The organism is Variovorax sp. FG153 (assembly GCF_057809595.1).
The window spans coordinates 24,230-36,754 of sequence record NZ_JBMDKG010000018.1 but is presented as its reverse complement, the minus strand read 5'-3'; the positions used below and the strand labels follow the sequence as shown (position 1 = coordinate 36,754).

The following is a 12,525-nucleotide window of genomic DNA, read 5'->3' as shown; positions in this document are numbered from 1 at the left end:
GTCGCGTTGTTGTCGTGTCGTCGTCCCTGGATCTCTTCGTTCTTCAGCGCAAGGCGGCCAGCAGCGCGCGGTTCTGCTCGGGCAGGCCGATCGAGACGCGCAGCCATTCGCCCAGGCCGTAGTTGCCCAGCAGCGAGACCTCGATGCCCGCGGCCAGCAGGCGCGCATGCACCGCGGCGCTGTCGCCCACCTTCACCGCCAGGAAGTTGCCCGACGAGGGCAGGTGCGCGAGGCCGAGCTCGTCGAAGCCCGCGGCGAGCTGCGCGCGGCCGGCGGTGTTGAGTTCGTAGCTGCGCGCGAGGAAGTCCGCATCGCCCAGCGCGGCCGTGGCCGCGGCCAGCGCCGGCGTCGTGACGTTGAAGCGCGGGCGCTGCGCGTTCATGCGCGCGGCCAGCGCGGGCTGCGCCACGCCGTAGCCGATGCGCAGGCCCGCGAGGCCGAAGGCCTTGGAGAAGGTGCGCGCCACGATCAGGTTCGGCAGCCGCCGCACCCAGCCGATGCTGTCGTAGCGCTGCGCGGGCGCGAGGTACTCGGTGTAGGCCTCGTCGAGCAGCACCGTCACGTGCGCCGGCACCGACTGCAGGAAGGCCTCGAGCGGCGCGGCCTCGATGAAGCTGCCGGTGGGGTTGTTGGGGTTGGCGACGAAGACCAGCTGCGTGTCCTCGCCGATCGCCGCGCGCATCGCGTCGAGGTCGTGGCCGAAGTCGCGCGCCGGCACCACGACGGCGCGCGCATGGGCATGCGCCGTGGCCTGGGCGTAGACCACGAAGCCGTACTGCGAATAGACCACGCTCTCGCCCGGCTTCAGGCTGACCTGCGCGGCCAGCTCGAGGATCTCGCTCGAGCCGCTGCCCAGCACCAGCCATTCGGGCGGCACGTCCAGGCGCGCGGCCAGCGCCTGCTTGAGCGCGCTGCCGTTGCTGTCGGGGTAGGTGCCGGCGCCCGCGAGCGCGTCGGCGGCCGCGCGGCGCGCCGACTCGGGCATGCCGAGCGGGTTTTCGTTGGAGGCCAGGAGGATCTTCGGGGCGGTCATGTCGTCGGTGCGGAAAGGCGGATTTATTTAAGAAGTTAAATTTATCCGGCCGGCCCGGCGCGGCCATCGGGGCCTACCCTTCCCGCAGCCGCGGGCGGGTGAACGCATTGCAGGCCGCGGGTGAACGCAATGACAGTGATCGGCGCTGATTACATTCATTTTTGTCATCGATTAATCCCGCTTTGAGCTATTACTCTTCACTACGGTATGCAATAAAGTGGAGCTTATGGATCGCGCATGCGCGCGCCCCGAACCCGAATACATCCCCCGCATCGCATTTCGTCCCCGAGGAGAAAACATGACCGCCCGCACCACCGCCCACGGACTCCAGGTCGCGACCGAACTCCACCGCTTCGTCGAGGAGAAGGTGCTGCCCGCCAGCGGCGTGGCCAGCGAGACCTTCTGGAAGGGTTTCGACGCCATCGTCACCGACCTCGCGCCCAGGAACGTGGCGCTGCTCGCCGAACGCGACCGCCTGCAGAGCGAACTCGACGCCTGGCACAAGAAGAACCCCGGCCCGATCGCCGACATGCCGGCCTACCGCGCCTTCCTCGAGAAGATCGGCTACCTGCTGCCGCAGCCCAAGGGCACGAAGGCGACCACCGCCAACGTCGACGCCGAACTGGCGCAGCAGGCCGGCCCGCAGCTGGTGGTGCCGATCCTCAACGCACGCTATGCGCTCAACGCCGCCAACGCGCGCTGGGGCTCGCTGTACGACGCGCTGTACGGCACCGATGCCATCCCCGAGACCGGCGGCGCCGAGAAGGGCAAGGGCTACAACCCCGTGCGCGGCGCCAAGGTCATCGAGTTCGCGCGCAACGTGCTCGACCAGGCCGCGCCGCTGGTCAACGGCTCGCACAAGAACGCCACCGGCTACAGCGTGAAGGACGGCCAGCTGGTCGTCGCGCTGCAGAGCAGCAGCACCGCGCTGGCCGATCCCGCGCAGTTCATCGGCTACCAGGGCGATGCCTCGGCCCCGTCGTCGGTGCTGCTCAAGCACAACGGCATCCACCTCGACATCCGCATCGACCGCTCCACGCCGATCGGCAAGAGCGACGCCGCCGGCGTCAGCGACCTGGTGCTCGAGGCCGCGCTGTCGACCATCCTCGACCTCGAGGACTCGGTGGCCGTGGTCGATGCCGCCGACAAGGTGGTCGCCTACTCGAACTGGCTCGGCATCGTGCAGGGCACGCTGACGGAAGAAGTCGCCAAGGGCGGCAAGACCTTCACGCGCGGCCTCAACCCCGACCGCGAATACACCGGTGCCAACGGCCAGCCGATCAAGCTGCACGGCCGCTCGCTGATGTTCCTGCGCAACGTGGGCCACCTGATGACCAACCCGGCCGTGCTGTACGACGGCGGCAAGGAAATCCCCGAAGGCATCCTCGATGCCGTGGTGACCACCACCATCGCGATGATCGACCTCAAGCGCAAGGGCAACTCGCGCACCGGCAGCATCTACATCGTCAAGCCCAAGATGCACGGCCCGGCCGAAGTGGCCTTCGCGAGCGAGCTGTTCGGCCGCGTCGAGCAGCTGCTGGGCCTGCCGGCCAACACCGTGAAGCTCGGCATCATGGACGAGGAGCGCCGCACCAGCGTGAACCTCAAGGCCTGCATCGCCGAGGCCGCCGCGCGCGTGGCCTTCATCAACACCGGCTTCCTCGACCGCACCGGCGACGAGATGCACACCGCCATGCAGGGCGGCCCGATGATCCGCAAGGGCGACATGAAGGCCAGCGCCTGGATCGGCGCCTACGAGAAGAACAACGTGCTGGTCGGCCTGTCGTGCGGCCTGCGCGGCAAGGCGCAGATCGGCAAGGGCATGTGGGCCATGCCCGACCTGATGGCCGCCATGCTCGAGCAGAAGATCGGCCACCCGAAGGCCGGCGCCAACACCGCCTGGGTGCCCTCGCCCACCGCCGCCACGCTGCATGCGCTGCACTACCACCAGGTCAGCGTGACCGCGGTGCAGCAGGAGCTCGAGAAGATCGACGCCGATGCCGAGCGCGACAACATCCTGAACGCGCTGCTGCAGGTGCCGATCGCCGCCGAAGCCAAGTGGACCGAGGCCGAGAAGCAGCAGGAGATCGACAACAACGTGCAGGGCATCCTCGGCTACGTGGTGCGCTGGATCGACCAGGGCGTGGGCTGCTCGAAGGTGCCCGACATCCACGACGTGGGCCTGATGGAAGACCGCGCCACGCTGCGCATCTCGAGCCAGCACATCGCCAACTGGCTGCTGCACGGCGTGGTCACCAAGGCGCAGGTCGACGAGACCTTCCAGCGCATGGCCAAGGTGGTCGACGGGCAGAACGCCGGCGATCCGCTGTACCAGCCGATGGCCGGCCACTTCGACACCTCGGCCGCCTACAAGGCCGCGCAGGACCTGGTGTTCAAGGGCATCGAGCAGCCCAGCGGCTACACCGAGCCGCTGCTGCATGCCTGGCGCCTGAAGGTCAAGGGCGAAGCCTGATCGCCGAGCGAACGACTCGCGAACCGCGGCGCCTTCGGGCGCCGTTTTTCATGGCTGGTTAGGATGCGTGCCGCTCTCCGTTTCCTGCTGTCCCATGACGTTCTCCCCGGCCCGCGCACGCTCGGCCACCTCGATGCTGATCGTGCTGGCCTCGGCCTTCGCGCTGAGCCAGGCCTTCCGCACCGTCGGCGCGATGATGGCCACGCCGCTCTCGCAGCACTTCGGCCTCACGGCGCAGGCGCTCGGCCTGTGGGCCGGCACCTTCCACTTCATGTTCGGTGCCACGCAGCTCGCGATGGGCGTGGCGATCGACATGTACGGCGTGCGCCGCACGGTGCTCACGGCCTTTCCGCTCGCGATCGCGGGCGCGGTGCTGTGCGCGCTGGCGCAGAGCTTCCACGGGCTGCTGCTCGGCCAGGCGATGATCGGCGTCGGCTGCGCGCCGGCCTTCCTGGCCTGCACCGTGTTCATCGCGCGCCACTTCGAGGCCGCGCGCTTCACCGCCATGTCGGGCCTGGTCATGAGCCTCGCGGGCCTGGGCATCCTGTTCACCGGCACGCCGCTGGCGCTCTTGATCGAGGCCGCGAGCTGGCGCGCGGGCTATGCCTGCCTCGCGGGCTTCGCGGTGCTGTCGTGGGGCTTCGTGTTCTGGCGCGTGCACGAGCCGCCGCATGCGCAGGCCACGCAGCGCCAGACGCTGGGCCAGGCGGTGCGCGAACTGCTGCCGCTGTTCGCGATGCCGCACACGCTGGGCCTGCTGTGCTTCGCCTGCGTTTCGTACGCGGCCTTCATCACCCTGCGCGGCCTGTGGCTCGGCCCGGTGCTGCACGACCGCCACGGGCTCTCGCTCGTGAGCAGCGGCAACGTCGCGCTGGTGATGACCGTCGCGGGCATGATCAGCCCGGCCCTGTTCGGCCGCCTCGATCCCGGCGGCGCGCGGCGCGGGCGCTGGCTCATGGGCTGCGCCTCGGCGGCCGCGATCATGTTCGCGCTGATGGCGTTCACGCAGTCGCTGGCGGTCGACATCGGCCTGCCTATTCTCTATGGCCTGCTCTCGGGCTACTCGGTGCTGCAGTACTCGTACACGCGCGCCGCCTATCCGGCCGCGATGACCGGGCGCGCGCTGTCGCTGCTCAACATGGCGATGTTCCTCGGCGTCTCGCTGATGCAGTGGACCACCGGCGTGGCCGCCTCGTGGGCGGCCACGAACGGCGTCGAGCCGTTCCGCGCGGTGTTCCTCACCATCGCGCTGATGCTGGCCGCGGGTACCACGGCCTTCCTGCTGCTGCCGCGCGCGGTCGCGGCTCAACGTTGAGGCTGAGACTCAGCCGAGCCGCGAGCGCACCTCCACTCGGCCCAGCCGGCGCATGTCTTGCGCGTACACGTGCGGCCGGCCGTACATCGCCCGCGCATCGGCGCTGCCGAAGGCCGGCGCCTCGCAGCCCTTGCGCGTGACGAAGCAGCGGCGCAGCACGTCGTAGTGCTGCGGCTCGGCCTCGCCGCCGCGCGCCTCGGGCACGCGCGCGAGCCTCACCTCCCACCAGGCGCCATCGACGCGATGCCACTGCGTGACGGCATCGATGACGTGATAGGGCGCATAGGGCCGCACCGTGTCGCTGCTGCCGTAGCGCTCGGCCCACTCGGCCTTGCGCTGCCGCTTCGCGCGCTGCAGGTGGCGGTTGGGCAGCAGGATGCCCGTGCCGGGATGCACGAACAGTTCCACCGACGCCGACTCGCGCAGCGGCACCAGCGACCGTTGCCACACGCGGCCCGGCACCCAAACCTCGCCCGCGCGCAGCTCGGCCTGGCGTTCGACGAACTGGTCGATGTGCACGAAGATGTGGGCCTGCACCGTGTTGCGCCGGTCGATGCCTTCGCAGAGCTCGCTCCACACCTTGTCCCAGGGCCGATGCACCTGCTTGTGCAGCCAGCGCTTGAGCGGCTGCAGGTTCTCGCTGAGCCACTTGGGGTGCTGGTAGCCGCGCCGCATGCCCAGGTGCGAGCCGCGCTCGCGGCTGTTGCGCCACGGGCGGCCGTCGCCCTGCACGCGCCAGCCGCCGCGCGGGCGTTCGACGATCACCTTGTCCATGTCTTCACGCATGGTCAGTCCTCCTTCAGTCCGCGCGCAGCCTTCTGCAGCGCGACCTTCTGCGCGCGCCGCTCGGCACGATGCGTGCGCAGGTGGCGGCCCGCACCCTGGCTGGATGCGCGGCGTGCCATCGCGGCCACGACGGGATTGCGCGGGGCTTCGCCCGGCACCGAGAAATAGAACCGGCCCAGACGCTTCTCGTCGTCGCGGGCCTTTCGCTGAGCACTCATGTGCACACACTCCGGATCAAAAACAAAAAGGCCCCGGCGAACGGTTGCGCGCGGGGCCCTTGTCGATACGGCCGCGGCGGGATGCGTGGATGCACATCCGGCCGGGGCGGTCGGTGTGCGGTCAGGAGTTCAGAGGACGGTTCATTGAATTGGTGGTGCGCCCGGGAGGTCGATCGTCGCCGTGCGCGCGTGAAAGAAAAACTGTCGCTGAAAAATGAAGGCCGGATTCTGGCGAGGCCGCGCACGGCGCGCAAGACCGTTGTGCAACGCTGTGGCGTGAAGGCGACGTGTCCGATTCACCGTCATCGAAGAAAAAAACCGCCGCGCGAATCCAGCCGCGCATGCGCCCCGTATTGGTCTCAAGCGCATCGCGCCTCCGCGCTGTTGGCGGTTCCACAGACACACGGCGGTGCGCGCATGGCGCATCCCTCAAGGAGACCTTCATGAAGAAACTCGTCATCGCACTCGGCGTCTCGGTCCTGCTCGGCGCTTGCGCGGGCGGCATGGGCATGGGCGGCAGCAGCAACATGAACACGCCCATGGTCGGCGGCGCGCCGATGTATCCGACGAAGGACATCGTCGACAACGCCGTGAATTCGAAGGACCACACGACGCTGGTCGCCGCGGTGAAGGCCGCGGGCCTGGTCGACACGCTCAAGAGCCCCGGCCCGTTCACCGTGTTCGCGCCCACCAACGCGGCCTTCGCCGCGCTGCCGCCCGGCACGGTCGACACGCTGCTCAAGCCCGAGAACAAGGGCACGCTGACGACGGTGCTGACCTACCACGTGGTGCCCGGCCGCATGGACAGCGCCGCGCTGATGAACGCGATCAAGGCCGGCGGCGGCAAGGCCGTGCTGAAGACCGCGAGCGGCGGCACGCTGACCGCGATGATGAGCGGCAGCAACGTGCTCGTGACCGATGCGAAGGGCGGCACCGCGATGGTGACGATCGCCGACGTCTACCAGTCGAACGGCGTGATCCACGTCGTGAACAAGGTGCTGCTGCCGGGCTGATCGCCCGCCGGCGCGGCGTGCTCAGGCGCGCTGCGCTGCTTCGGCCTCTTCGGCTTCCTCGCGCAGCCACTGCGCGAACTCCAGCGCATCGCGGTTGCCCGCGGCGCGCCGCGAGGTCTCGACGAAGTAGCCGCGCTGCGAGGCCGCGCCCTCGCCCAGCGGCGCCACCAGCCGGCCCTCGCGCATCAGCTCGCGCAGCAGCGGCAGGCGCCCGATCACCACGCCCTGCCCCGCCACCGCCGCGCCCACCGCGTCGGCGTACTGCGTGAAGCGCAGCGTGCTCTTCATGCGCAGGTCGTGCAGCCCCATCACCTTGAGCCAGGGCTCCCAGTCGATGGTGGGCGCCTCGCTGTGGTCGGGGTACTCGACCGTGAGCAGGGTGAGGTTCGCGAGATCGGCCGGCTTGCGCAGCGACTTGGCGAGCGCGGGCGAGCACAGCGGCACCACGCTCTCCTCGAACAGCGCCGGCCCCTTGCCGCGCGAGACCGGCATCAGCCGCACCGCCACGTCGACGCGGCTGCGCTCGAGGTCGAGCACCTCGAGCGTGGCCGACACGCGCACGTCGACCTGCGGATGGCTGCCGGTGAAGCGCGCGAGGCGCGGGATCAGCCACAGCGAGGCGAAGCCCGGCGTGGTGGTGATCGCGACCTGGCGCGGCGCCGAGCCGGCGCGCACGCGCGCGGTGGCGTCGCGCAGCCGCTCCATGCTGTCGGTGACCGCGCGCTGCATCACGCCGCCGGCCTCGGTGAGCACCAGCGCGCGGTGGCGACGCTCGAACAGCAGCACGCCCAGGCTGGCCTCGAGCTGCTGGATCTGCCGGCTCACGGCCGACTGCGTGAGGTGCAGCTCGGTCGCGGCCAGCGTGAAGCTGAGCCGGCGCGCGGCCGCCTCGAAGCTGCGCAGGAGTTCCAGCGGCGGCAGGTCGACCGCGCTCTGGGGCAGGGCCGGCGAGGCCGTCTTTGCATTCTCGATACGCATGCAATGAGTTCCAAAAGACCGTTTGTAAAGGACCGGGCGCTCAATATATTCATTCGCATGACGAATGCAATGGAGCTTGCCATGAGCACCCCCTTCCCTTCCTGCTTCCAGCTCAGCCTGCCGGCGCGCGCGGTCTTCGCCGTGGCCGACGGCGCCGGCGTGGGCATCGAATGCCGCAGCGGCTCGGTCTGGGTCACCCTGGACCGCGATCCGCGCGACATCGTGCTCGAGCCCGGCGAGCGCTTCGAGGGCACCGGGCACCGCCGCATGCTGGTGTCGGCGCTCGAGCCCGCGCGCATCACCGTGTCGGACGCGCAGCCTGCAGCGATCCCGCTGCCGGTGCCCGCGCGCCGGCGGTCGCCTTGGCGACTGCTGCCCCACGGGTTGTCCCCGGCTTGACCCCGGGCGCCCGGGCATCGAACCATCGATGCCAGGGAATCGGCCCCTGCCCTCCAGAGCCGCCCCGCCAACGGGCGGCTCTTTCTTTGGGGCGGTGCACGGTCATCCATTCCCTCAGAACATCCGAGCCGACGAACACCTGGAGAGATTCCGATGACGCAGCAGCCACCACAGGACCCGGGCGCGCAGCCCTTCGTGCTCTACGCGCTCGACGAGGGCATCGCCACGCTCACGCTCAACCTGCCGGCCAAGCTCAACCCGCTGGCGATCGAGCTGCAGCAGGAACTGCGCGCCCACCTCGAGCGCATCCGCGACGACCGCGCGGTGCGCGCCCTGATCCTCACGGGCGCGGGCAAGGCCTTCTGCGTCGGCGCCGACCTCAGCGCGATGAGGCCGCCCGAGGACGGCAAGACGCTCGGCGACCAGACCGCCGAATGGATGCAGTCGCTGAGCAACCCGCTGATCGAGACGCTGCAGTCGATGCCGATTCCGGTCGTGGCCGCCGTCAACGGCGCGGCCGCCGGTGCCGGCGTGGGCCTCGCGCTCGCGGCCGACATCACGCTCGCCGCGCGCAGCGCCTACTTCTACCTGCCTTTCCTGCCCAAGCTCGGCATCGTGCCCGACCTGGGCTGCACCTGGGCCATTCCGCACCGCGCGGGCCGGGCGCGCGCGATGGGCATGGCGCTGCTCGACGAGCGGCTCGGCGCCGGGCGCGCGGTGCAGTGGGGCCTGATCTGGGGCTGCGTGGACGACGAGAACCTGATGGCGGAAGCGCGCGAGACCGCGCAGCGCCTCGCGCGCCTGCCCGCGCACGCGGTGACCGAGGCACGCGCGGCCTTCGCTGCGGCCGAGCGCCACACGCTGCCCGAGCAGTTGCACTACGAGAGCGAGCGGCAGCGCGAGCTGATCGAGCGGCCGACTTTCCGCGAAGGCGTGAGCGCGTTCCTGCAGAAGCGCGCGCCGGAGTTTCCCGGCCGCTAGACTGCGCGGGCGCTCGCGTCCGGGCGCGACTCGAGGGAGGAACACGCCGATGAAACCCGAAGACGCCGTGCAACGGCAACTGCTCGCCTACAACGCCAGGGACCTCGACGCCTTCGTCGCCGAATACGCCGAGGACGTGCGCACCTTCCGCCCGCCCGCGCCCGAGCCCGTGCTGGTCGGCCGCGAGGCGCTGCGGGCCTACTACCGCGACCACCGCTTCGTGCTGCCCGAGCTGCATGCCGAGGTGGTGCAGCGCATGGTGGTCGGCAACAAGGTGATCGACCACGAACGCATCACGGGCCTGGCGGCGAATGCCGTCGAGATCGTGGCGGTCTACGAAGTGATCGACGGGTGCATCCGCAACGTCTGGTTCCATCCGGCCGAATCCGCGGCGTGACGGGCCCCGGGCCCGTTTGAGCGCGGCCGCGCACTGGGCCAGAATGGCCTTCCCCGCGCGAAGGAGCCCCCGCATGCCCACGAATCCCACCAACGCCTTCTACGCCCAGTCGGGCGGCGTCACCTCGGTCATCAATGCCTCGGCCTGCGGCGTGATCGAGACGGCGCGCCGGCATCCCGAACGCATCGGCCGGGTCTATGCCGGGCGCAACGGCATCATCGGCGCGCTGACCGAGGACCTGATCGACACCGGCGCCGAACCGGCCGAGGCCATCGCCGCGCTGCGCAGCACGCCCGCGGGCGCCTTCGGCTCCTGCCGCTACAAGCTCAAGTCGCTCGAGAAGAACCGGCGCGAGTACGAGCGGCTGATCGAGGTCTTCCGGGCGCACGGCATCGGCTACTTCTTCTACAACGGCGGCGGCGATTCGGCCGACACCTGCTTCAAGGTGAGCCAGCTCTCGCAGTCGATGGGCTATGCGCTGCAGGCCATCCACGTGCCCAAGACCATCGACAACGACCTGCCGCTGACCGACTGCTGCCCGGGCTTCGGCTCGGTCGCGAAGTACGTGGCCGTGTCCACGCTCGAGGCCTCCTTCGACGTGCGCTCGATGGCCGCCACCTCGACCAAGGTGTTCGTGCTCGAGGTCATGGGCCGGCACGCGGGCTGGATCGCGGCGGCCGGCGGGCTCGTGGCCGACCAGGGCATTCCGGTGGTGGTGCTGTTCCCCGAGATCGAGTTCGACAAGACACGCTTCCTCGTGCGTGTCGACGAACTGGTGAAGCGGCACGGCTACTGCTCGGTGGTGGTGTCCGAGGGCTGCCACCATCCCGACGGCAGCTTCCTCGCCGAGCAGGGCACGCGCGACGCCTTCGGCCATGCGCAGCTCGGCGGCGCGGCGCCCGTGGTGGCGCAGATGGTGAAGGACGCGCTGGGCCACAAGTTCCACTGGGCGGTGGCCGACTACCTGCAGCGCGCGGCGCGCCACATCGCCTCGGCCACCGACGTGCGCCAGGCCTACGAACTCGGGCAACGCGCGGTCGAGCTCGCGCTCGAGGGCCACAACGCGGTGATGCCGACGATCGAGCGCACCAGCGATGTGCCCTATGCCTACGCCATCGGCAGCGCGCCGCTGGCCTCGGTGGCCAATGTCGAGAAGCCGATGCCGCGCGACTTCATCTCCGACGACGGCTATGGCATCACCGAAAAATGCCGGCGCTACCTGCTGCCGCTGATCGAGGGCGAGGACTACCCGGCCTACCGCGATGGACTGCCGGTCTACGCCACGCTGAAGAACGCGGCGGTGCCGAAGAAGCTGCCGCCGTTCGAGCTCGCGTGATGGCAAGCACGGTGCAGGCGCTCGACGCCACGCGCTGCCCGCTGTGCGGCGCGGCGAACCGCTGCGCGATGGAGCTCGAGCGCGAGACCGGCCAGCCGCAGCCGCCGTGCTGGTGCATGGCGATGGATTTCTCGCGGGCACCGCTCGAGCGCCTGCCCGAGGCGCTGCGCGGCCAGGCCTGCCTCTGCGCGCGCTGCGCGGCGGGCGCTCAGGGCGACTGAACCGCGGGCTGGGCCTCGGCCACCTGCTCCTGCGCTTGTTCCTGCGCTTCAGCCACGGCCTCGGCCGCCGCCTCCACGTCCTGCGCCGTCACCAGCGAAGGCCCGCCGTCGCCGCGCAGCTCGGTCACCACGCAGTGGATGAACTGCAGCTTGCCGACCGCGGTGCGCGGCAGCACGAAGGGATAGAAGTCGGGCTGGCCCATGCTGCGCGACAGCTCGTTGAGCACATTGGTCAGCCGCACCCAGCTGTTGATGAAATCGAGGAATTTCGCGGCCTCGGGATGCTCGGGCCGCCACAGGTCCTCGGGCGTGAAGAGGTCGCTCGTGAGCTCGACGTTGGTGGCGTCGACGCCGAAGCTCATCGCGGTGTCGGCCGAGTCGGCCATGTGCAGGTAGTGGGCCCAGGTCTCGGCCCAGTCCTCCCACGGGTGCATGCTGGCGTAGCTGCTCACCAGGCGCTGCGCCCAGTCGGGCGGCGGGCCCTGGTCGTAGTGCCGCTGCAGCGCGGCGCCGTAGTCGGCGCGCTCGTCGCCGAACAGCGTGCGGAAGTCCTCGAGCCAGGCCGAGGGCAGCACCAGCAGGTCCCAGTAGTAGTGGCCGATCTCGTGGCGGAAGTGGCCCACCAGCGTGCGGTAGGGCTCGCGCATCTCGGTGCGGATGCGCTCGCGCACCGCGTCCTCGGCCTCCTCGGCATTGAGGGTGATGATGCCGGTGTCGTGGCCAGTCATCACGTGCGGGCCGCCCGGCACGTTGCTCAGGAAGTCGAAGGCCAGGCCGTGCACCGGGTCGGCATGGCGGCTCACCACCGGCAGCCGCAGCGCGAGCAGCTGCGAGATCAGGCGCCGCTTGGCCTGCTCGAGCTTGCGCCAGAGTTCGTCGTTGCCGGCCACCGAGAGATCGGGAATGGTGCGCGTGACGCTGCAGGCCAGGCAGTAGCCGGGCGCGAGGCCGTGCGTGTCGGGCGCGAGCGTCTGGCCGGGACGTGCCACCGGCACCATCCAGTTGCAGGCCGCGGGCGTCATCAGGTTGGCGCAGCGCCGGTAGGTCGGGCCCTGCGGGTCGCCGAAGATGGTGAAGCTGTCGGGCTCGGCGACGGCGTTGCCGTTCGCGTCCTCGGCCGCGGCGGGCGCGAGCGGCACCACGCCGAGGCTGTCCTCCACGTAGCCCAGCGGCGTGTGGCAGGCCAGGCATTCGCTGTTGCGCAGGAACACGGGCCGCCCGCACTGGCAGCGGTAGGCGCGCGTGACGGTGGGCGCGGCGAGCTCGGCGGCCAGGGTGGTCGCGCCCTCGGCGGGCTCGGATGGGATGTCGTCGTTCGTCGCGGGCGTAGAGAGGTCCATGGTCGTCTTTGCGTTGTATCGGCGGCGGGTCGGAT

The 12,525-nt window shown here is 70.1% G+C and carries 13 protein-coding genes; 8 read left to right on the top strand and 5 right to left on the bottom strand.

What is annotated here, in order from left to right; all coding sequences use genetic code 11:
• Positions 1-43: 43 nt before the first annotated feature.
• Positions 44-1,033 (bottom strand): histidinol-phosphate transaminase, encoded by a 990-nt coding sequence (gene hisC / locus ACODT0_RS20085; RefSeq protein ID WP_296735470.1) that lies wholly within the window; start codon positions 1,031-1,033, stop codon positions 44-46.
• Positions 1,034-1,331: 298 nt separating this feature from the next.
• Here hisC and ACODT0_RS20080 point away from each other — a divergent pair, with 298 nt between their 5' ends.
• The gene (locus ACODT0_RS20080) at positions 1,332-3,506 is read left to right on the top strand and encodes a malate synthase G (RefSeq protein WP_261209427.1); all 2,175 of its coding nucleotides are present in this window, start codon (positions 1,332-1,334) and stop codon (positions 3,504-3,506) included.
• Between the two features lie 94 nt (positions 3,507-3,600).
• Positions 3,601-4,821, top strand: coding sequence for an MFS transporter (locus ACODT0_RS20075; protein WP_489042126.1), 1,221 nt, complete (start codon positions 3,601-3,603; stop codon positions 4,819-4,821).
• A 9-nt stretch (positions 4,822-4,830) separates the two neighbouring features.
• Here ACODT0_RS20075 and ACODT0_RS20070 read toward each other — a convergent pair whose 3' ends face one another.
• Together ACODT0_RS20070 and ACODT0_RS20065 are read right to left on the bottom strand one after the other, a co-directional pair.
• Positions 4,831-5,607, bottom strand: coding sequence for a hypothetical protein (locus tag ACODT0_RS20070; RefSeq protein ID WP_489042125.1), 777 nt, complete (start codon positions 5,605-5,607; stop codon positions 4,831-4,833).
• A gap of 2 nt (positions 5,608-5,609) precedes the next feature.
• Positions 5,610-5,825 carry a hypothetical protein gene (locus ACODT0_RS20065; protein WP_093350583.1) on the bottom strand — a complete coding sequence of 72 codons (216 nt, stop codon included), beginning with the start codon at positions 5,823-5,825 and terminating at the stop codon, positions 5,610-5,612.
• Between the two features lie 443 nt (positions 5,826-6,268).
• Here ACODT0_RS20065 and ACODT0_RS20060 point away from each other — a divergent pair, with 443 nt between their 5' ends.
• Entirely contained in the window at positions 6,269-6,838 is a 570-nt protein-coding gene (locus tag ACODT0_RS20060) for a fasciclin domain-containing protein (RefSeq protein ID WP_489042124.1), read from the top strand.
• A 21-nt stretch (positions 6,839-6,859) separates the two neighbouring features.
• On the opposite strand, the gene ACODT0_RS20055 is transcribed toward ACODT0_RS20060, so the two are convergent.
• The gene (locus ACODT0_RS20055; RefSeq protein ID WP_489042123.1) at positions 6,860-7,816 is read right to left on the bottom strand and encodes a LysR substrate-binding domain-containing protein; all 957 of its coding nucleotides are present in this window, start codon (positions 7,814-7,816) and stop codon (positions 6,860-6,862) included.
• A gap of 81 nt (positions 7,817-7,897) precedes the next feature.
• On the opposite strand from ACODT0_RS20055, the gene ACODT0_RS20050 reads away from it, so the two are divergent.
• The 5 genes from ACODT0_RS20050 (at position 7,898) to ACODT0_RS20030 (ending at position 11,150) form a co-directional block, all read left to right on the top strand.
• Positions 7,898-8,215 (top strand): DUF2917 domain-containing protein, encoded by a 318-nt coding sequence (locus ACODT0_RS20050; protein ID WP_261209445.1) that lies wholly within the window; start codon positions 7,898-7,900, stop codon positions 8,213-8,215.
• 153 nt (positions 8,216-8,368) lie between these two features.
• Positions 8,369-9,196 (top strand): enoyl-CoA hydratase-related protein, encoded by an 828-nt coding sequence (locus ACODT0_RS20045; protein ID WP_057595544.1) that lies wholly within the window; start codon positions 8,369-8,371, stop codon positions 9,194-9,196.
• Positions 9,197-9,245: 49 nt separating this feature from the next.
• Entirely contained in the window at positions 9,246-9,593 is a 348-nt protein-coding gene (locus ACODT0_RS20040; RefSeq protein WP_261209449.1) for a nuclear transport factor 2 family protein, read from the top strand.
• A 73-nt stretch (positions 9,594-9,666) separates the two neighbouring features.
• Positions 9,667-10,929: a 6-phosphofructokinase gene (locus tag ACODT0_RS20035; RefSeq protein ID WP_489042122.1), complete on the top strand. Its 1,263-nt coding sequence runs from the start codon at positions 9,667-9,669 to the stop codon at positions 10,927-10,929.
• Positions 10,929-11,150 (top strand): cysteine-rich CWC family protein, encoded by a 222-nt coding sequence (locus ACODT0_RS20030; protein WP_489042121.1) that lies wholly within the window; start codon positions 10,929-10,931, stop codon positions 11,148-11,150. The genes ACODT0_RS20035 and ACODT0_RS20030 overlap by 1 nt, the downstream gene beginning before the upstream one ends.
• Here the strand turns inward: ACODT0_RS20030 and ACODT0_RS20025 are convergent.
• Complete coding sequence (locus tag ACODT0_RS20025; protein ID WP_489042120.1) at positions 11,138-12,490, bottom strand: zinc-binding metallopeptidase family protein; 1,353 nt, start codon at positions 12,488-12,490, stop codon at positions 11,138-11,140. The two genes, ACODT0_RS20030 and ACODT0_RS20025, sit on opposite strands and share 13 nt — an antisense overlap.
• Positions 12,491-12,525 lie beyond the last annotated feature (35 nt).

Bases quoted from the DNA above. Each gene is read 5' to 3' on its own strand.
- ACODT0_RS20025 (WP_489042120.1), bottom strand. From the start codon at position 12,490: ATGGACCTCTCTACGCCCGCGACGAACGACGACATCCCATCCGAGCCC.
- ACODT0_RS20070 (WP_489042125.1), bottom strand. From the start codon at position 5,607: ATGCGTGAAGACATGGACAAGGTGATCGTCGAACGCCCGCGCGGCGGC.
- ACODT0_RS20065 (WP_093350583.1), bottom strand. From the start codon at position 5,825: ATGAGTGCTCAGCGAAAGGCCCGCGACGACGAGAAGCGTCTGGGCCGG.
- ACODT0_RS20075 (WP_489042126.1), top strand. From the start codon at position 3,601: ATGACGTTCTCCCCGGCCCGCGCACGCTCGGCCACCTCGATGCTGATC.
- ACODT0_RS20055 (WP_489042123.1), bottom strand. From the start codon at position 7,816: ATGCGTATCGAGAATGCAAAGACGGCCTCGCCGGCCCTGCCCCAGAGC.
- ACODT0_RS20060 (WP_489042124.1), top strand. From the start codon at position 6,269: ATGAAGAAACTCGTCATCGCACTCGGCGTCTCGGTCCTGCTCGGCGCT.
- ACODT0_RS20035 (WP_489042122.1), top strand. From the start codon at position 9,667: ATGCCCACGAATCCCACCAACGCCTTCTACGCCCAGTCGGGCGGCGTC.
- ACODT0_RS20050 (WP_261209445.1), top strand. From the start codon at position 7,898: ATGAGCACCCCCTTCCCTTCCTGCTTCCAGCTCAGCCTGCCGGCGCGC.
- hisC (WP_296735470.1), bottom strand. From the start codon at position 1,033: ATGACCGCCCCGAAGATCCTCCTGGCCTCCAACGAAAACCCGCTCGGC.
- ACODT0_RS20030 (WP_489042121.1), top strand. From the start codon at position 10,929: ATGGCAAGCACGGTGCAGGCGCTCGACGCCACGCGCTGCCCGCTGTGC.
- ACODT0_RS20080 (WP_261209427.1), top strand. From the start codon at position 1,332: ATGACCGCCCGCACCACCGCCCACGGACTCCAGGTCGCGACCGAACTC.
- ACODT0_RS20045 (WP_057595544.1), top strand. From the start codon at position 8,369: ATGACGCAGCAGCCACCACAGGACCCGGGCGCGCAGCCCTTCGTGCTC.
- ACODT0_RS20040 (WP_261209449.1), top strand. From the start codon at position 9,246: ATGAAACCCGAAGACGCCGTGCAACGGCAACTGCTCGCCTACAACGCC.